This window comes from Kribbella sp. NPDC049227 (assembly GCF_043197265.1).
In the GTDB taxonomy this organism is placed as follows: domain Bacteria; phylum Actinomycetota; class Actinomycetes; order Propionibacteriales; family Kribbellaceae; genus Kribbella.
Genome location: NZ_JBICST010000003.1, coordinates 1,085,109 through 1,102,345, shown reverse-complemented (window position 1 = coordinate 1,102,345; position 17,237 = coordinate 1,085,109). Strand labels below are relative to the sequence as shown.

Below are 17,237 nucleotides of genomic sequence, written 5' to 3'. Positions count from 1 at the left end.
TCAGCGGCCGGACTTCTGGTGGGGGGTCAGTTGGCTGTGGAGGACGAGTGACGCCGCGCCGAGGGCGGCGGCGCTCGGGCCGAGTTTGGACTGCTCGACGCGGGTCGGGTGCATCGCGCGGACGAACGACAGGCGGTTGATCTCCGTCGTCGTGATCCGGACGTAGATGTCACCCGCCTCGCTGAAGCCCGGGCCGGCCAGGATGATCTGGTCGAGGTCGAGCAGATTCGTGATCGACAGCAGCGCCTTGGCCAGGTAGGTCGCCGACTCCTCGATCAGCTCGGTGCACCGCGGATCGCCGGCGGCGGCGAGCCGCGCGATCTTGGCGAAGTCCGAGCGGACCGACGTCCGCCGGCCGCGGAGCCCGAGCTCGGTCGCGAGCGACGGGTCCTGCTCGGCACGCTTCACGACCGCGGCCGGCGCCGCCAGACTCTCGAGGCAGCCGATGCCGCCGCACCAGCACTCGGGTCCGTTCACGTCCAGGACCATGTGGCCGATCTCGCCGACGTTCGACGAGGACCCGCGGTACACGTCGCCGTTGGTGACCAGGCCGAGGCCGAAGCCTGCCGCCATGTAGACGGTGGCGAAGTCGTTCGCCGACGGGATGCGGCCGGCCCAGAACTCGCCGATGGCGGCGCAGGTCGAGTCGTTCTCCACCACGATCGGGTGGTCGATCGTCTCCATCAACGTGTCGCGAACGGCGAACGGCTCCCAGGCGTACTTCTCCGGGTCGGTGCGCAGCAGCCGCAGCCCTCCCCCGCCTTGCCGCCCGGCCAGCGCGACGCCGACGCCGATCAGCGAGGACGGCTCGACGTCCGCCTTGACGATCAGGTCCTCGAGCTCGGCGGTGATCCGCTTGACCGCGGTCGCGGGCGCGTCGCGGCCGATGCCCCGCGACGACACCTGCTCGATCACCCGCCCACTCATGTCGGTGATGACGTACGTCGTACTGGGCGTGTCGATCGAGATGCCCACGGCGTGCCGGGCGCGGGGGTTGAACTGCAGCAGGGTGGCGCGTTTGCCGCCGGTCGGATCGCCGAGGCCGGTCTCGATGATCAGGCCGTCGGCGAGCAGCTGCTTGACCACCCGGGAGATGGACGCGCCGGTCAGGCCGGACCGTTCGGCCAGGTCGACGCGGGTGACAGTGCCACTGGAGCGGATCAGGTCCAGGATCGCGCTGTGCGTCTCCTGCGCGGTCGCGCCCTTCAGAATCTTCGCCACGTGACACCCCTCCCTTACCGCGCACTTTAATACACAACGTAAGAAAGTGGGACAGGTTGACCTCAACACTCGTTGAGGTTCTAGGTTCTGGTAGTTGTGAAGACGATGACGCTGCACGAGTTCGGCCCGCCGGAGAACCTGCGCTACGAGGAGGCACCGGACCCGACTCCAGGCCCAGGGACGGTCCTGATCCGGGTGGAAGCCGCCGGTGTCCACCTGGTCGACACGATGCTCCGGTCCGGCGCGGCCGGCGGTGGCCCGATCCCACTGCCCGAGCTACCCACGATCCCCGGCCGTGAGGTCGCCGGCCGGGTCGAGGCGGTCGGGTCCGAGGTCGACGCCGGGTGGATCGGCAAGCGGGTCGTGGTGCACCTCGGCATGGTCCCCGGTGGGTACGCCGAACTCGCGGTGGCCAAGGTGGAGTCTCTGTACGAGCTCCCCGACCACGTGGACGGCGTACAGGCCGTCGCCGCGATCGGGACCGGGCGGACGACGGCCGGGATCCTCGCACAGGCGCAGTTGACCGCGGACGACGTCGTACTGGTGACTGCGGCCGCCGGTGGGATTGGGAGCTACGTGGTCCAGGCTGCCCGCAACGTCGGGGCGACTGTGATCGGCCTGGCGGGTGGGCCGGCCAAGGTGCGGCTGGTCCGGGACCTCGGGGCGCATTACGCGGTCGACTACCGCGATCCGGACTGGGTGAGTGTGCTCCGGTCGGATCTCGGCGACCGCGCCGTGACGGTGCTGCTCGACGGGGTCGGCGGTGATAGCGGCCAGCGGGCCTTCGAGTTGCTCGGGGTCGGCGGGCGGGTGCTGATGTTCGGGTGGTCCGGAGGCGGGCCGATCCGGCTCACCACCGAGGATCTGATGAACCGCGGGCTGACCGCCACCTGGGCGATCGGGCCGAAGCTGACACCCCGGCTCCGGGAGCTCGAGAAAGCGGCGTTGGAGGAGACCTTCTCCGGACGCTGGGAAGCGCTCACGACTACGTTCCCGTTGTCCGAGGCCGCCGCGGCACACCGCGCTCTCGAGTCCCGGTCGACGACCGGCAAGGTCGTGCTGATCCCCTGAGCACCGGCTGAGGCGCTCGGGGGCAGCGCCTCAGCCGGTGCGGGGGTCGTGGTTGGCGTGGGCGTCGCCGGCAGGGCGGGTGGGGGTGTCGTAGTCGAGGTCCGGGAAGGGGCTCGTCACGTCGATCACCCGGCCCTCCTCGGCGGAGCGCTTGGCGGCGAGCATCACCTCGAGTGCGTGGTAGGCGTGCTCGGGCCGGGTGACGGTCGGCGTACTGTTCTCGACGTTCTCGACGAGATGCCGCAGGCCGTCGGTCCAGGGCCAGTTCGGGTCGCGTTCGCCGAACACCTCCCAGGATCCACGGTCGTTCGACCACTGCTCGAACCCGTTCGGCGCCCAGTCGTCGCCGAGCAGCTGCAGTACGCCGTTGGCGCCGTACAGCTCGATCGCCGGCGACCGGTACTGCTGCATGGTGAACCCGGTCGTGATCGTGGCGAAGCGGGCGTTGCCGAAGTCGAGCGTGATCTGCGCGTTGTCGTCGGCGCGGACCGTCACGAGCTCGCCGTTGATCTCGCGCTTCGGTATGGCGGTGCCGACCATGGCGGTGACTCGCCGGACCGGGCCGAAGAACCCGCACAGACTCGTCAGGTTGTACACGCCGAGGTCGAACAGAGCACCGCCGCCGGCCTCGTAGAACCACCGGCCCCACCACGGGCCTGACCAGCCGTACCGGGCCCGGGCCAGGTGGAGGTCGCCGATCTCGCCGTCGCGGACCCGCCGGTGCATCTCCCGGTACGTCGGCGACAGCACGATGTGCGGAGCACACACGAGCTGCCCCGGTGCGACGGCGGCGGCCTCGAGCAGCGCCCGAGCGTCCTCCAGCGATGTGGACATCGGCTTCTCGACGAGCACATGCTTGCCGGCCTCGAGGGCCGCACGCGCCAGTGAGCCGTGCTGGTTCATGCTGGTGAGGACCAGCACGATGTCGAGGTCGTCGCGGCCGATCAGGTCCTCCGGCCGGTCGGCCGACGTATCGATCCCGAACCGGTCCGCGGCCACGGACCGCTTGTCCGGATCGGGGTCGTAGCCCGCGGTCAGCCGCACGCGCCCTTCCTGCTCGAGCTTGGTGATCAAGGAGGCGTACGGGCCGGAGAACACACTTCCGAGTCCGAGCACACCGATGGACAAAGTCATCGTGGCGGGTTCCTTCCCTAGGAGAGGCGCAAGGTCAGGCGGTCGCCGGCCGGGCCGGCGGGCCAGGTGATGAGCCAGCCCTCCGCGGTCCGGCTCACGGCGGCATCGCCGTCGACAGAGACATTCCGAGTGGTCTCGATCAGCGCGCGGCCCGGGCCGGCCGGACGCCGCAGCACCACGGTCGACCCGTCGCCGGGCCCGTCCAGCTCGGCGGTGGACCAGCGCAGTACCGCGTCGTCGAGCCGCACGCCGACCGGCAGGATCAGCCCTTCGCGAGCGCCGAGCTGGAGCTCGAGGGGTACGTCGTCAACAGTCAGCGTGAACGTCTGAGGCACCGGCGCGACGTTGATCAGATGCACCAGCCGCTGACCGGTGGCATCAGCCGTGCTCGTCGTCACCAGACCAGGAGTGTTGCCCTCAGCAATGATCCGGCGGCGGACGCCGATCCGCTCCCACACCAGCCGCCAGAAGTCCAGGTGGGACGGATAGTCGCAGGCCATCACCACGACCCGTCCACCGGCGAGCGCCACCGCGACCGGCGCACCGGTCGCGACATCGACGGCCAGCGGCTCTGCGTCCGGCGCAACCAGGTGCTCCATCATTCCGACCCGGACCTCCGGCTGGTCGCCGGCCCAGGCGATCGCACGCACCGACGGGAACAGGTGCGGGGAGCCCTGAATGGTGCCGTCGACCTTCACACCGAGCTCGTCGGCCAGCACCGTGCACGGCGTACCGTCGTCGTCGGTGACCGGGACCCGGCCGTGCAGCAGCAGCCTGCCACCGGCCCGGACGTATGCGGCCAGACGCTCCTGGATCGCGCGACTCAGTACCGGCGGCGTCGCCAGCGCGACCACCGGCCCGGCCGGATCCAGATCGGCCCCGGCCGAGGTCGGCGTACCGGACAGGTCGACCGCGCCGAAGGAGTAGCCGCCGAGCAGCAGGGCGCGGGCGAGGATGTCGCGCGGCCCCATCCCTCGGTAGCGCTCCAGTTCGCCGACCTGGTCACGGCGTACGGCGGAGTCCGGGTGGTGGTACTCGGTCAGGTAGTGGTCCGGCACGTAGCCGAGCACGACGTCGTCGTACTCCTCGTCCATGTCGGCCAGCAGGTGCTCGGCACCATGGACCGCCCGCACCGCGCTCGCCGTACCTGCGTAGGTCTGGCTCAGCCGGCCCTCCGGGTCGACCGGGGCCGCGAAGCCGTGCCGCTCGCCGGTGAACGCGATCCGGTCGTTGCCGTCGCCAACCGGTTCGTCCAGCGGTGGGTTGTGCCCGCCGGCGAAGAGGTAGTAGTTGATCAACCGGTTGCCCTGGGCAACACACAGCCGCGTCTTCAGCTCGGCGGTCTCCGGGCTGGTCAGCGAGCTCAGGTCCTCGCCGTAGTCGCCCGTCCCGGCCTCGAACTCGAGCGACGTGATCGGCTGGTCGGCGTCGTGGACCGCGGCCATGAAGGCATTCATGACATACAGGTCCGGCACCTTCTCGACGGTCAGTTCGCCCATGTAGTGATCGGATCCCGAGGTCGTCTGCGGCACTCCGGCATACGCCTTCGAGAGCTGGCTGATGCCGATCGGGAAGTGCCGGCCGCGTCCGGCGTACGTGCCGTGGAGATTGACCATGAACGGTACGCCGTCGACGCCGTGCTGCAGGGCGACGTCGCGCAGCCGCAACAGGTACCGCGCATAGCGGTCGCGATGATGCGCACCGAGGTCGTGGTGCAGCGCGAGTTGCTGGCTCTCCGTGCCACCGCCGGTGCCGCCGGCGCGCCACCACTCCGCCCAACGATCGGTGTCGCCCGGGTCGGCGCCGTACCGATCAACGCTGCCCTCACGACCCCAGGTCCGCTCGGCCCAGGTGGCAAGGTCTGCCAGCGTACGGTCGGTCAACTCCGGCGTGTTCGTGACCCACGAGAGCATGCCGACCTCGTTGTCCAGCTGGACCGCCGCGACCGGTCCGCCCTTGCTGACAAGGCGTTCCGCGAGTACCGGCATAATCGCGGCGTACCACCGCTCGGCCTCGGCGAGGTACCCGGGCTCGAGGTAGTCCAGGGTCGCAGTACTGGCCGGCTTGCCGTCCCATCCCAGTGGTACGGCGTCCGGGTGGTCGCGGTAGATCCGGAACGGCACGCCTTCGTTCTTCAACTCGGCCATCACGAACGGGCCCGGCCGGGCGATCACCAGCAGGTCACGCTCGGCGGCCAGTTCGAGGAATCCGATCAGGTCGCGGTACTCACTGGTGGCGCCGGTCAGGTCGACCTCGCCGGACGCGGTCTCATGCACGATCCACGGCATGTAGCTGGCCACCGCGTCGCAGCCTGCGGCGGCGAGTTTGTCGAGCCGGTCGGCCCAGTCCTCGCGGTGCAGCCGGAAGTAGTGCACCTCCCCTGCCATCAAGATCCGCGGTACGCCGTCCACCAGGATGCGGCGCCGTTCCAGGCGTATCGATCGGGGCAGTATCGATAGGGATCGGGCAGATGTCGTCACAGTCACGTCCTCGCCGGGTCTGGATCGTTCCGGGTCGCCGCGCCGACCTGTTGCCTCTGGGCGCGGTCGTGGTTATGGTCGTGAAACCGGTCTCATGAAACCGGTTTCAACCGTAACGGGAGTTCAGCCGATGGGCAACAGCCGTGTCACGCTCCGCCGGGTCGCCGAGATCGCGGGCGTCTCCCCCGCGACCGTGTCGCGCGTCTCGAGGGGCACGACCCCGGTCTCCCCCGAGGTCCGTGACCGGGTCCTGCGGGTGATCGAGGAGCACGGGTACAAACCCAGCCACTTCGGGCGTGCGCTGGCCGAGCGCCGGCACGGCGCGTTGGGCCTGGTGTTTCCGGGCCTGTCCGGGCCGTACTTCTCCGAGCTCATCCAAGGCTTCGAGGCCGAGGCGCTGGAGACGGGCGACAGCGTGCTGGTGCTGGCGTCGCATTCGCGCGCCGACACCGACGCCACCGTGCTCGACCTGGCCGACCGGGTGGACGGCATGGCCATCCATGGCGGGACAGTGTCGACCGACACGATCGCCAAGGTGGCCGAGCAGATCCGTGTCGTGGTGATGGCCAGCGAGGCCGGTCCGGCGCAGGCCTCGGTCAGCGCCGCCAACGACACAGTGAAGGACCTCACGCGGCACCTGCTGGTCGACCACGGCTATCGCCGGTTGGCCTTCGTCGGCACGCCCGACGGTTCCCCCGACGTGACAGCCCGCTGGCAGGCGTTCCTCGCCGCGCACAAGACGGCCCGCCGCAAACCGCCGGCCGAGCCGATCCGGGTCGGACTGCAGCAGTCCGACGGCGCGATCGCCGCGGAGCAGTTGCTCGATCGCGACGACCGGCCCGATGCGGTCGTCTGCGCGAACGACGAAACGGCGCTCGGACTCCTGCTCAGCGCGCTCGGCCGCGGGCTGCGGGTGCCGCAGGACGTCGCGATCACCGGCTTCGACGACATGCCGATGGCCGCCCTGGTGCGGCCCGCGCTGACGACGATCCGGCAGCCGATCCGCGAACTGGCCGCGACCACGGCCCGGCTGCTGGCCGACCCGCTCGACCAGCCGGCCGGCGACATCGTGCTACCGACCGAGCTGGTGCTGCGCAGCTCGTGCGGCTGCGGGGGTGTGCCCTGATCCTGCCGAGCTGAGGGGATCGAAGGTACGGGGATCGATGGGGGGAAACCGCCAACGTCCGGCCGCGGCCGGACACACCCTGAGGAGGACTCCCGATGACGAGACGAGCACGGCTGAAGACCCTCATCGCCGCAGTGGCAGGCGTCAGCCTGCTACTCGCCGGCTGTACCGGTACCGAAGGCCAGACCACGGCCAGTTCCGGCGACGGGATGGTCGACTTCCTCAACTACGGCGACTTCGGCGGCGGCGCCGCACCGAAGCCCAACTACAACCCGTATCTCGAAACCACCAAGCTCAGCGCGGCCGACTACATCTACGAGCCGCTGATGTACGTCGAGGGCTACAGCTGCAAGGCACTCCCCTGGCTGGCGACGTCGTACCAGTGGACCGCCCCGCAGACGCTCGTCTACACGGTCCGCGACGGCGTGAAGTGGAACGACGGCAAGCCGTTCACCGCCGCTGATGTCGCCTTCACCTTCAACATGATCAAGAAGTACACCGCCCTCGACCTCAGGGGCGTGTGGACGTACCTGTCGGCGGTGAAGGCCGACGGCAACAAGGTGACGATGTCGTTCAAGAAGCCGGCCGCCTCCGTATTCACCCTGGTGAGTGACGTACGGATCGTGCCGGAGCACGTGTGGTCGAAGGTCGCGGACCCGACGACGTTCACGAACGCGACCGCCCCGGTCGGCACCGGGCCGATGAAGCTGAAGTCGTTCAATCCACGCCAGCTCGTCGTCGAGCGGAACCCGGACTACTGGCAGGCCGACAAGATCAAGGTCAAGGAACTGCGGTTCAACAAGGCCGACGCCGGTGGCCAGGTCGAGCAGCTCAAGCTCAGCCGGGGCGAGTACGACACCAACGCGATGTTCGTCCAGGACATCAAGAAGGCCTACGTCGACCGCGACCCGAAGAACCACCACTACTGGTACGCACCGGGCGGCGTGATCAGCGTGTACATGAACCTGACCGAGACGCCGTTCAACGATGTGGCGTTCCGCAAGGCCCTGACCACGGCGTTCAACCACCAGCAGGTCATCGACCGGGCCCAGCTCGGCTACGTCACCCAGGCCAGCCAGAGCGGCCTCGTCGTGCCGGGCCAGAAGGACTGGCTGCCGCAGGGTCTGGCCGACGACGGCCGCATCAAGTACGACCCGGCCGCAGCAGACAAGGCGCTCACCGACGCCGGCTACGCCAAGGACTCCAAGGGCCACCGGCTCGGCAAGGACGGCAAGCCGATCTCCTTCAGCTTCAAGGTGCCCGGCTCGTACGTCGACTGGGTCGCGGCCGCTGACATCCTGATCAAGAACCTGACCGCGCTCGGCTTCAACGTCACCAAGGACACCCCGACGCCGGAGGCGCACGACCAGGAACGGGCCACCGGCAACTACGACATGATGTTCGGCGTCCACGGCGGCGGCTGCAACATGTACGCCAACTTCAGCGACCCGCTGAACAGTGCCCGCACCGCGCCGATCGGCAAGAAGGCCGACAGCAACGAGATCCGCTGGCAGGACCCGAAGACCGACGAGCTGCTCGGCCAGCTGGAGACCTCGCCGGACGAGGGCACCCAGAAGCAGGCCGTCGCCGGACTGGTCGACATCATGATGAACCAGGTCCCGATGATCCCGATCTGGTACGGCGCCAAGTGGTTCCAGTACGACACCAAGAAGGCCGAGGGCTGGCCGAACGAGCAGAACCCGTACGCCGACGGCGGCAACGGCCTGGTCGTGCTGACCCACCTCGTCCCGTCGTCCGGGAGCTGACCGCCGATGCTGTACTTCGTCCGGCGGGCCGGGTTCTTCCTGGCCACCCTGTGGGCGGCGGTGACGCTGAACTTCCTGATCCCCCGGCTCCAGCCGGGGGATCCGGCCCAGGCGTTGCTGAACCGCCTGCAGGGTGAGACCACGGCGGTCAACCCGGCCCAGCTCGAGGCCATCCGCAAACTGCTCGGGACTCCCGACGGCAACCTGCTGTCGCAGTACTGGGACTATCTGGGCGCCATCTGCACCGGGCACTTCGGGGTGTCGTACTCGTACTTCCCGTACACGGTGACGGCAATGATCAGCAGTGCACTGCCGTGGACGCTGATCCTGGTCGGTGTCACACAGTTGCTGTCGTTCGCGATCGGCACGTTGCTCGGCGCGTGGGCGGCGTACCGGCGGAACTCGCGGGTCGACTCGGTCATCACGCTCGGGTCGACGTTCGTCGGCACGCTGCCGTTCTTCTGGCTCGCGCTACTGCTGATCTTCGTGTTCGCCATCACGCTGAACTGGTTCCCCGACGGCGGCGGGTACGGCGGTGGCAGCAGTCCGAGCTGGACCTGGCTGTTCGTGTCCGACGCGTTCCAGCACAGCGTGCTGCCGGCGGTGGCGCTGCTGATCACCGGACCGATCGGCTGGATCATCGGGATGCGCAACAACATGGTCCAGACCCTCGGCGAGGACTATGCCCGGCTGGCCCGGGCGAAGGGACTGCCGCGGCGGCGGATCGCGCTGACGTACGGCGCCCGGATCGCGATCCTGCCGAACGTCACCGGGTTCGCGATCGCACTCGGCAGCCTGCTGGGCGGAACCGTGCTGGTCGAGACGATCTTCAACTATCCCGGGCTCGGCCGGCTGCTGCTGGAGGCGGTGTCGAACAAGGACTATCCGCTGATGCAGGCATTGTTCCTGTTCACCACGATCGGCGTACTGACCGCGAACTTCCTGGCCGACGTGACGTACGGCTTCCTGGATCCGCGAGTACGACGGGCGGAGGCCGTATGACGACCACTCCGGAAACCATCGACACAGAGGCTCTGCGGGTCACCGCGCTGGACGCCGACGCGTCCAGCCGGCTGCCTGGCTGGTTCGTGATCCTGTGGCGCAACGGGAAGTGCCGGGTGGGCATGCTGATGCTGGCGGCGTTCGTCGTGATCGCCGTACTCGCTCCGGTGATCGCGCCGTACGGCCCGCGGCTCGACGAGTTCGGCGCGTCCGAGGGGCCGACCGCCGCGCACTGGCTGGGCACCACGGCACGGGGTGAGGACGTGTTCTCCCAACTCGTGTACGGCGCTCGCACCTCGCTCATCGTCGGGCTGGTGGCCGGTGTGCTGAGCACGCTCATCGCGATGGCCGTCGGTCTCACCGCCGGATACCTGCGAGGTGTGGTGGACGAGGTGCTCTCGTTCTTCATCAACCTCGGCCTGGTGGTACCGGTGCTGCCGCTGATGATCGTGCTGGCCGGCTACGCCCCGGTGAAGGGTCTCGGGCTGATCATCATCGTCATCACCGTGACCGGCTGGGCGTACGGCGCCCGGATCAAACGCGCCCAGATCATCACGTTGCGGACCAGGGACTACATCACCGCGGCGAAGTTCGCCGGCGACAGCACAGCCCGGATCATCGCGTTCGAGATCGTGCCGAACATGATCTCGCTGATCGTGGTCGGCTTCATGGGCGCCGCGCTCGGCGCGATCGGCGCGGAGGCCGGTCTGGCCTTCCTCGGGCTCGGCGATCCGCAGACCGTCAGTTGGGGCACCATGCTCAACCAGGCCAGCCTCGGTGGCGCACTGACCACCGGCCAGTGGGCCTGGCTGGTGGCGCCCGGACTCGTACTGGCCTTGCTGATCACCTCGTTCACGCTGATGAACTTCGGCATCGACGCGCTGAGCAACCCGCACCTGAGGGAGGACTGACATGGCTCTGCTCGAGGTCAGCGACCTGAGCGTCACGTACAGCCCACGCGACTCCGCCGCCGTCCGGGCGGTGAACCGGGTCAGTTTCGAGGTCCACGACGGCGAGTTCGTCGGCCTGCTCGGCGAGTCCGGGTGCGGCAAGTCGACGCTCGGCAACGCCGTACTGCGGCTGCTCGACCGGCCGGCCGCGATCACCGGCGGGACGATCAGGTTCGACGGGCAGGACGTGACGACGACGCCCGAGGACGAACTGCGGGCGCTGCGCTGGGTCGACCTGTCCACGGTCTTCCAGTCGAGCATGAACTCGCTCAACCCGGTGATCACCGTGCGGCGCCAGTTCGCCGACACGTTCGAGGCCCACTCTGATGCCCTGGGCAACGACCTGGACGTCGACGCCCGCGCCACCGAGCTGCTCGAGATGGTGTCGCTGGACCGGTCGGCGCTGAGCCGGTTCCCGCACGAGCTGTCCGGCGGCATGAAGCAGCGGGTCGCGCTCGCACTGGCGCTGGCTCTCGAACCGCGGTTCGTGCTGCTCGACGAGCCGACCACCGGGCTGGATGTCGTGGTGCAGCGCGACATACTCGACCGGCTCCGCGAGCTGCAGGCACGGCTCGGCTTCGCCGTACTGTTCATCAGCCACGACCTCGGCACCGTGATGGAGCTGGCCGACCGGGTGATGGTGATGTACGCCGGGGAGATCGTCGAGGACCAGCCGGCCGCGGAGATGGTGACGCGCCACCTGCACCCGTACAGTGCCGGCCTGCTGGGTTCGTACGCCGACCCGCGGGACCACGTCGTCGAGGTCGAGTTCATCCCGGGCCGGCCGCCGGACCTGTCGCAGTCACACGCCGGCTGCCTGTTCCAGCCGCGCTGCCCGGTGGCGGTGGACGCCTGCCGGACCGTGCATCCCGAACTGCTGCCCGCGAGTCTCGGCCAGGTGCGGTGCCTGCTCGTCGAGCAGTCCGGCGACGCCCGCGTCGTACTGGAGCAGGCAGCGGAGCTGCGCCGCCGAGATCAGGTGTTCGCCGCCGGCTTGTCGGAGCGGATCGAGGCGGAGCCGGTGCTCGTGGTGGACGGTCTCAGCAAGGTCTACAAGACCAGGCGCGGGCTGAACACGTCTCTCACTCAGGCCGTCGACGACGTGTCGTTCGCGCTGCGACCGGGCCAGGTCACCGCGCTGGTCGGCCAGAGCGGTTCGGGCAAGACGACGATCGCCCGCATCCTCACCGGCGTGGAGCGTCCGACCACCGGATCGATCCGGTTCAAAGACGAGTCGGTCGACCACCTGGGACGCGGGGCGCTGCGGAAGTACCGGCGGCATGTCCAGTTGGTCTTCCAGGACCCGTTCTCCGCCCTCAACCCGACGCGGACCGTGGCGTATGCACTCAGCCGGCCGCTGCGCAACCACCTCGGTCTGACCGGTGCCCAGGCCCGCGCACGGGCCGCCGAGCTGCTGGAGACAGTCGGGTTGAGCCCGGCGGAGCAGTACCTGGACAAGCTGCCGCACCAGCTGTCCGGCGGGCAGCGTCAGCGTGTGGTCATCGCACGGGCGCTGGCACCCGAGCCCGAGGTGGTCGTCGCCGACGAGCCGATCTCGATGCTCGACGTGTCCATCCGCGCCGAGATCATCGCGCTGCTCGACAAGCTGGTCCGCGACCGTGGCATCGCCATGCTCTACATCACTCACGACCTGCTCAGCGCCCGGCTGCTCGCCGACGAGGTGATGGTGCTGAACCAGGGCGTGATGGTGGAGCGCGGCCCGACGCTCGAGGTCATCGGCGAGGCCAAGGACCCCTACACCCGCAAGCTGCTGGCCGCCATCCCCCGCCCGGGCGCGCGAGAGATCGCCTGAACCACGCGCCCGGGAACGGGATCAGCCAGTGATCTGGATCAGGACTGCCGACGGCTGCGGCAGGTCGAGCTCGAGGACTCCGGCGGTGAGTTCGACGGGCTCGGCCACCAGTTGGTCGGCGCGACGCAGTTCGTCCCACTGCTCGTCCGTCGGCCAGTCCTGTACGCCGATCCGGTCGGCAAGGGTCGCGATGTCGCCGTGGTCCGCGTCCAGCCGGGTGACTCGCGCCGTACCGCCGTCCTGGACGTGCAGCCGGACGGTACGGCGGAGGGCCGAGTCGCCACTGGCCTTGCCCTGGTCCAGCGTGTGGTTCCAGACCAGGATGCTCAGGCTGCCGTCGTCATGGCGTGAGGCCCACGCCTGCACCAGGCCGTCGGCGCCGTCGCCGGACGCCGTGACCGGCAGCTCGGTGTCGCCGAGCCGGGACAGCAGATGCAGCGCGTGGTAGCGCGCCTTGGCGATCCCGCCGACGGTGATGAGCCCGAACCCGCCGTGCAGCAGGCGCGGCGGCCGGCCGAGCTCTTCGAAGTGGTCGCTCGCCACCCAGTAGGACAGCGCGTCCAGCCGGCCCGACGCCGAACGCATCCCGTGCAGCAGGAACGTCGCCGAGGAGACGCTGTCGTTGACGGGGTTGAAATGCGTCGGGGTGACGCCCCATTCGGTCCACAGGATCCGCGCCGTACTGCCGTACCGGGCCAGCGTCGGCCGCAGGTCGAGCGGCGAGTTGCCGTAGGTGTGAGTGGTGACGAAGTCGACCGGCGCTCCGGACCGGCTGGTGTGCTCCAGCAGTTCGTCCACCCACCCGGCGGCCGCCGAGGACGGTCCGCCCACCGCGAGCCGCGGGTCGACCGCCTTCACCGCCGCGGCCGTCACGTCGTACAGGCGCATCCACTCGTCGCGGGAGCTGGACCAGAAGACCTCGAGGTTGGCCTCGTTCCACACCTCGAAGTCCCAGTGCAGTACTTCGTCCGCGCCGTACCGGTCGATCAGGTGCCGCACCAGCGAGCCGATCAGGTCCGACCAGCGGTCCCAGTCCTTCGGCGGCGAGATGATGCCGCCGTACTCGAAGACCGTGCGGTCCGGGTCGCCGGCCAGGTCGCGCGGCATGAAGCCGAGCTCGACGCACGGGCGCAGGCCGATCGCGAGCAGCTTGTCGTACACCTCGTCGATCCGGCCGAAGTCGTACGCCGGTTCGCCGTCGACCTCCCGGTAGACGCCGAGGTCGTCGTGCAGGATCGCGTGCGCGCGCACGGTCGAGACGCCGATCTCGTCGTGGACCCGACGCAGCGCGGCTTCCAGCTCGGTCCCGATCACCTGGCCGCCGGAGGTGTCGGTGCACAGCAGTTGGCTCAGCCGCTCGCTGCCGATCATCGGCTGCCAGGGCTTCGCGAGCGGCGTGCCGTCCGCTGCCGTGGCGACGGTCAGATCGATCACTGGGACGCTTCCGTCCGCGGGCTTGGCGGTGGCGGTGACCGGCTCGCTCACCTCGCCGTGCTCGGTCACGGTCGGCACCGAGGCGACGGCGTAGTCGTAGGTGGTGCCGGGCTCGCCGGTGGTGTCGACGTACCACGTCTCCGGGACCGACAGGACGTCACCGCCGAGGTGGTCGACGGGCTCCAGGTCCGCGTGCGGCGAACCGGCCGGCGCACGGTGCACGAGGTAGCCGATCGCGCCTTCCACCGGCTCCCAGCGCAGCAGCACGTGTCCGAGGCCCTCGACGACGGTCAGGCCGGCGGGCGGCGGCAACTGCGGCACGGGGACGGTCTCGCGCTCGTCGGAACGACTCGCGATGCGTTGCTCCCAGTTCTCGCGGGCGGTGGTGCCGGTGCTCATCAGTCCTCCAGGGCGTTTGGTCTGAAACCGGTTTCAGACCACCCCATCTCACTACACGCGAGGTGTCAAGGCGGATCTCAGGACCGACGGTATTCGCGCGGCGACACACCGAAGTGGGACCGGAACCGGCGTGACAGGTGGAACTCGTCCGAGAAACCGAGGGTCCGCGCGATCTCCCGGTGGGTCAGGTCGGTCAGCCGCAGCAGCGTGGCCGCGGCCTGGAGCCGACGCACACTCCGGTACGCCGCCGGCGTCTGGCCGACCTGTTCCGCGAACCGGCGCCGGAACGTGTCGTAGCTCAGCCCCGACTCGGCGGCAACCGTCGCCAGGTCCGTGCTCGCGGTGAGGTCGTCGGCCAGCCGGCCCATCGCGTCCACGATCTCCATGCTCACGTCGGGACTGTCCGCGGTGTCGTCGGTGTCGATCAGCCAGTCGGCCAGCGCCAGCAACTGATGCTCCGCGACCCGGCGCGTCCGCGGCGGCGAGCGCAGTACGGTGCGCAGCGCCTCGATCGACGGCGGCGGCACCGGGTACCGCGGGCCGGCGCCGGCCAGGTGGGCCAGCGAGTCGAACAGCGGTCCGGTGAAGACGACGAACAACTCCGTCCACCGCTCCCCCGCATCGGTGCCGTACGTGTGCGGGAACCCGGGCGGCACGATCGTGTGCGCGCCCGGCGTGATCCGCTCGTCCCGCCCGTCCGCGTCGCGATAGTTGCCCTCGCCTCCGATCAGCACCGACAGCACGTAGGCGTCCATCACCCGCAGCGTCGACGGCATGATCGGCTCGTCGTCGACCAGTTCGCCCGCGAGCACGATCTGACCGAGCCTGGTCACCGGCCCGTCGGAGATCGCGACGACCGTCCGCTCCGCCATGCCGGCCACGGTACGCCAAAATGTTCATGCCACGGTCGCGCGAAGACATTCTCTGCCGGTCCCTGCCGCCCTAGCGTTTGGAGGGCAGGAACGAGCCGACCGACCGGAGGACCGCATGACGACCTCGACCGACCTGATCACGCCCCAGCACCTGGCACAGTTCCGCGACGAGGGCTACTTCGTGCTGGACAGCGTGCTCACCGACGAGCAACTCGAGCTGCTGCGCGGCGGAGCGCAGTACTCGATCGACAAGCTCGACGCCGCCATGGACGAAGCCGGCACCGACTCGCTCGGCATCAACCACCGGGGCAAGCGGTACTTCAGCAGCATGATCTACCAGGACCGGCCCGAGCTGCGGCAGTTCCTGTTCAGCGACACGATGGCCGAGATCTGCCGGGCGACGCTGGGCGACGACGCCTTCCTGTTCTGGGAGCAGTACGTGATCAAGGCCGGCGACCCGAACACGGCGTTCGCCTGGCACCAGGACTCCGGCTACGTGCACGAGGACCACGACCCCTACCTCACCTGCTGGATCGCCCTCGACGACGTCACCGAGGAGAACGGCTCGGTCTACCTGCTGCCGTACTCGCGGTCCGGCATCAAGTCGTACATCAAGCACATCCAGGACCCGGAACTCAACGACATGGTCTGCTACTTCGGCTCGGATCCCGGCGTCCCGATGACCGCGAAGGCGGGCTCGATCGTGGTGTTCTCCAGCGTCGTCATCCACCGCAGCGGGGCGAACCTGACCGACCGGAACCGGCGCGTGTACATCGCGCAGTACTCCAAGGAGGTCATCCCGGCCAAGGACGGTACGACGGCCCACGGGGCGTTCGACCCGTTCCTCGAGGGCGGCCGCATCATCGCCGATCGCTGACGGTCAGGAGTGGCGCGGCGCGTACATGATCACGACGACGCCGACGAGACAGATCGCGGCACCGAGGAGGTCCCAGCGGTCCGGGCGGAAGCCGTCGACCACCATCCCCCACGCGAGCGAGCCGGCCACGAACACACCGCCGTACGCCGCGAGGATGCGGCCGAAGTTCGGATCCGGCTGGAACGTCGCGACGAACCCGTAGGCGCCGAGCGCGATCACGCCACCCGCGATCCACCACAGGCCACGATGCTCACGCCATCCCTGCCAGACCAGCCAGGCACCACCGATCTCGGCCAGCGCGGCCAGCACGAAGAGCGCAACAGACCGCAGTACGGTCACAAACGCTCCCCCTGGCCGAGCTCGGTGAACGGCAGCGGGCAGTTGGGGTCGCCCGCACAAGTCTGCAGGTCGTCACAGCCGGCCGCGATACCCGCGCGCAGGGTCTCCGCGATGACGGTGAGGTCGGCGATCTTCGCTTCCACATCGGTCAGCTTCTCCTGAGCCCGTGCCTGCAGCCCGGCTCCCTCGCCGAGCGCATGCCGATGCCTGGCCGTGTCGAGCAGTTCGGACACCTCCGTCAGCGTGAACCCGAGTCGCTGCGCCGCCTTGATCACGCGCAACGTGGTGACCGCGGCCTCCGGGTAGACGCGATGCCCGCCGAGACTCCGTACGGGCTCGTCGAGCAGCCCGCGACGTTCGTAGTACCGCAGCGTCTGGAGGTTCACGCCGGCGGCTGCCGCCACCTCGCCGGATCTCACGACGGCAGCCGATCCGCCAGGCCATCCAGTACGGCGACCTGGGTGGGCGGTACGCCGATCTGCAGGTGGAACTGGCCGTCGGTCGTATCGGTGAGGGTGAAGGCGAAGAACGAGCAGCACTCGGACTCGCGGGCGGTCAGGTCCGCGGTGGCATCGCGGGCTTCCGCTGCGAGCGTCAGGTCGAGCGTCCGAGGGTCGAGGCGGTTGGCACTGCGGAGATGGTCGGCGAAGAGCTGGTCGAACTCCGCGACCCGGAGTGGTTGCTCCGCGGTCGGCAGGGTGCAGGCGGCCGGAGCCCAGGCGAGGTGATCGGTCATGAGATCGACGGTAAACC

15 protein-coding genes are annotated in these 17,237 nt (G+C 69.2%); 7 read left to right on the top strand and 8 right to left on the bottom strand.

Going from position 1 to position 17,237, the window contains the following annotated elements:
- The gene (locus ACGFH6_RS17470) at window positions 1-1,221 is read right to left on the bottom strand and encodes an ROK family protein (RefSeq protein ID WP_393384761.1); all 1,221 of its coding nucleotides are present in this window, start codon (window positions 1,219-1,221) and stop codon (window positions 1-3) included.
- 105 nt (window positions 1,222-1,326) lie between these two features.
- On the opposite strand from ACGFH6_RS17470, the gene ACGFH6_RS17465 reads away from it, so the two are divergent.
- The gene (locus ACGFH6_RS17465) at window positions 1,327-2,292 is read left to right on the top strand and encodes a zinc-binding dehydrogenase (protein ID WP_393384845.1); all 966 of its coding nucleotides are present in this window, start codon (window positions 1,327-1,329) and stop codon (window positions 2,290-2,292) included.
- A gap of 30 nt (window positions 2,293-2,322) precedes the next feature.
- On the opposite strand, the gene ACGFH6_RS17460 is transcribed toward ACGFH6_RS17465, so the two are convergent.
- Entirely contained in the window at window positions 2,323-3,426 is a 1,104-nt protein-coding gene (locus ACGFH6_RS17460; protein ID WP_393384760.1) for a Gfo/Idh/MocA family protein, read from the bottom strand.
- A 17-nt stretch (window positions 3,427-3,443) separates the two neighbouring features.
- Complete coding sequence (locus ACGFH6_RS17455; protein ID WP_393384843.1) at window positions 3,444-5,837, bottom strand: beta-galactosidase; 2,394 nt, start codon at window positions 5,835-5,837, stop codon at window positions 3,444-3,446.
- A gap of 199 nt (window positions 5,838-6,036) precedes the next feature.
- On the opposite strand from ACGFH6_RS17455, the gene ACGFH6_RS17450 reads away from it, so the two are divergent.
- The 5 genes from ACGFH6_RS17450 to ACGFH6_RS17430 all read left to right on the top strand — a co-directional run bounded on the left by ACGFH6_RS17450 (window position 6,037) and on the right by ACGFH6_RS17430 (window position 12,563).
- A complete protein-coding gene (locus ACGFH6_RS17450; protein ID WP_393384758.1) occupies window positions 6,037-7,032 on the top strand; it encodes a LacI family DNA-binding transcriptional regulator in 996 nt (331 codons plus the stop codon).
- A 95-nt stretch (window positions 7,033-7,127) separates the two neighbouring features.
- Window positions 7,128-8,798 carry an ABC transporter substrate-binding protein gene (locus ACGFH6_RS17445; RefSeq protein ID WP_393384757.1) on the top strand — a complete coding sequence of 557 codons (1,671 nt, stop codon included), beginning with the start codon at window positions 7,128-7,130 and terminating at the stop codon, window positions 8,796-8,798.
- A 6-nt stretch (window positions 8,799-8,804) separates the two neighbouring features.
- Window positions 8,805-9,800, top strand: a complete 996-nt coding sequence (locus ACGFH6_RS17440) for an ABC transporter permease (protein ID WP_393384755.1) — start codon at window positions 8,805-8,807, stop codon at window positions 9,798-9,800.
- Complete coding sequence (locus tag ACGFH6_RS17435; protein WP_393384753.1) at window positions 9,797-10,711, top strand: ABC transporter permease; 915 nt, start codon at window positions 9,797-9,799, stop codon at window positions 10,709-10,711. The genes ACGFH6_RS17440 and ACGFH6_RS17435 overlap by 4 nt, the downstream gene beginning before the upstream one ends.
- A gap of 1 nt (window position 10,712) precedes the next feature.
- Window positions 10,713-12,563: an ABC transporter ATP-binding protein gene (locus tag ACGFH6_RS17430; protein ID WP_393384751.1), complete on the top strand. Its 1,851-nt coding sequence runs from the start codon at window positions 10,713-10,715 to the stop codon at window positions 12,561-12,563.
- A 21-nt stretch (window positions 12,564-12,584) separates the two neighbouring features.
- Here the strand turns inward: ACGFH6_RS17430 and ACGFH6_RS17425 are convergent, their stop codons facing one another.
- Window positions 12,585-14,396 carry a xylan 1,4-beta-xylosidase gene (locus ACGFH6_RS17425; protein ID WP_393384749.1) on the bottom strand — a complete coding sequence of 604 codons (1,812 nt, stop codon included), beginning with the start codon at window positions 14,394-14,396 and terminating at the stop codon, window positions 12,585-12,587.
- A 77-nt stretch (window positions 14,397-14,473) separates the two neighbouring features.
- A complete protein-coding gene (locus ACGFH6_RS17420; protein ID WP_393384748.1) occupies window positions 14,474-15,268 on the bottom strand; it encodes an AraC family transcriptional regulator in 795 nt (264 codons plus the stop codon).
- Window positions 15,269-15,383: 115 nt separating this feature from the next.
- Here ACGFH6_RS17420 and ACGFH6_RS17415 point away from each other — a divergent pair, with 115 nt between their 5' ends.
- Complete coding sequence (locus ACGFH6_RS17415) at window positions 15,384-16,145, top strand: phytanoyl-CoA dioxygenase family protein (protein ID WP_393384746.1); 762 nt, start codon at window positions 15,384-15,386, stop codon at window positions 16,143-16,145.
- Between the two features lie 3 nt (window positions 16,146-16,148).
- Here ACGFH6_RS17415 and ACGFH6_RS17410 read toward each other — a convergent pair whose 3' ends face one another.
- From ACGFH6_RS17410 to ACGFH6_RS17400, 3 genes are read right to left on the bottom strand one after another with little or no spacing between them, the layout of a single operon-like run.
- Window positions 16,149-16,484 carry a YnfA family protein gene (locus ACGFH6_RS17410; RefSeq protein ID WP_393384744.1) on the bottom strand — a complete coding sequence of 112 codons (336 nt, stop codon included), beginning with the start codon at window positions 16,482-16,484 and terminating at the stop codon, window positions 16,149-16,151.
- The gene (locus ACGFH6_RS17405) at window positions 16,481-16,903 is read right to left on the bottom strand and encodes a MerR family transcriptional regulator (protein WP_393384742.1); all 423 of its coding nucleotides are present in this window, start codon (window positions 16,901-16,903) and stop codon (window positions 16,481-16,483) included. The genes ACGFH6_RS17410 and ACGFH6_RS17405 overlap by 4 nt, the downstream gene beginning before the upstream one ends.
- Window positions 16,900-17,220, bottom strand: a complete 321-nt coding sequence (locus ACGFH6_RS17400; protein WP_393384740.1) for a hypothetical protein — start codon at window positions 17,218-17,220, stop codon at window positions 16,900-16,902. The genes ACGFH6_RS17405 and ACGFH6_RS17400 overlap by 4 nt, the downstream gene beginning before the upstream one ends.
- Window positions 17,221-17,237 lie beyond the last annotated feature (17 nt).

Coding starts and splice junctions, on each gene's coding strand:
- ACGFH6_RS17465 (WP_393384845.1), top strand. CDS start 1,327: ATGACGCTGCACGAGTTCGGCCCGCCGGAGAACCTGCGCTACGAGGAG.
- ACGFH6_RS17460 (WP_393384760.1), bottom strand. CDS start 3,426: ATGACTTTGTCCATCGGTGTGCTCGGACTCGGAAGTGTGTTCTCCGGC.
- ACGFH6_RS17450 (WP_393384758.1), top strand. CDS start 6,037: ATGGGCAACAGCCGTGTCACGCTCCGCCGGGTCGCCGAGATCGCGGGC.
- ACGFH6_RS17445 (WP_393384757.1), top strand. CDS start 7,128: ATGACGAGACGAGCACGGCTGAAGACCCTCATCGCCGCAGTGGCAGGC.
- ACGFH6_RS17440 (WP_393384755.1), top strand. CDS start 8,805: ATGCTGTACTTCGTCCGGCGGGCCGGGTTCTTCCTGGCCACCCTGTGG.
- ACGFH6_RS17435 (WP_393384753.1), top strand. CDS start 9,797: ATGACGACCACTCCGGAAACCATCGACACAGAGGCTCTGCGGGTCACC.
- ACGFH6_RS17430 (WP_393384751.1), top strand. CDS start 10,713: ATGGCTCTGCTCGAGGTCAGCGACCTGAGCGTCACGTACAGCCCACGC.
- ACGFH6_RS17425 (WP_393384749.1), bottom strand. CDS start 14,396: ATGAGCACCGGCACCACCGCCCGCGAGAACTGGGAGCAACGCATCGCG.
- ACGFH6_RS17420 (WP_393384748.1), bottom strand. CDS start 15,268: ATGGCGGAGCGGACGGTCGTCGCGATCTCCGACGGGCCGGTGACCAGG.
- ACGFH6_RS17415 (WP_393384746.1), top strand. CDS start 15,384: ATGACGACCTCGACCGACCTGATCACGCCCCAGCACCTGGCACAGTTC.
- ACGFH6_RS17400 (WP_393384740.1), bottom strand. CDS start 17,220: ATGACCGATCACCTCGCCTGGGCTCCGGCCGCCTGCACCCTGCCGACC.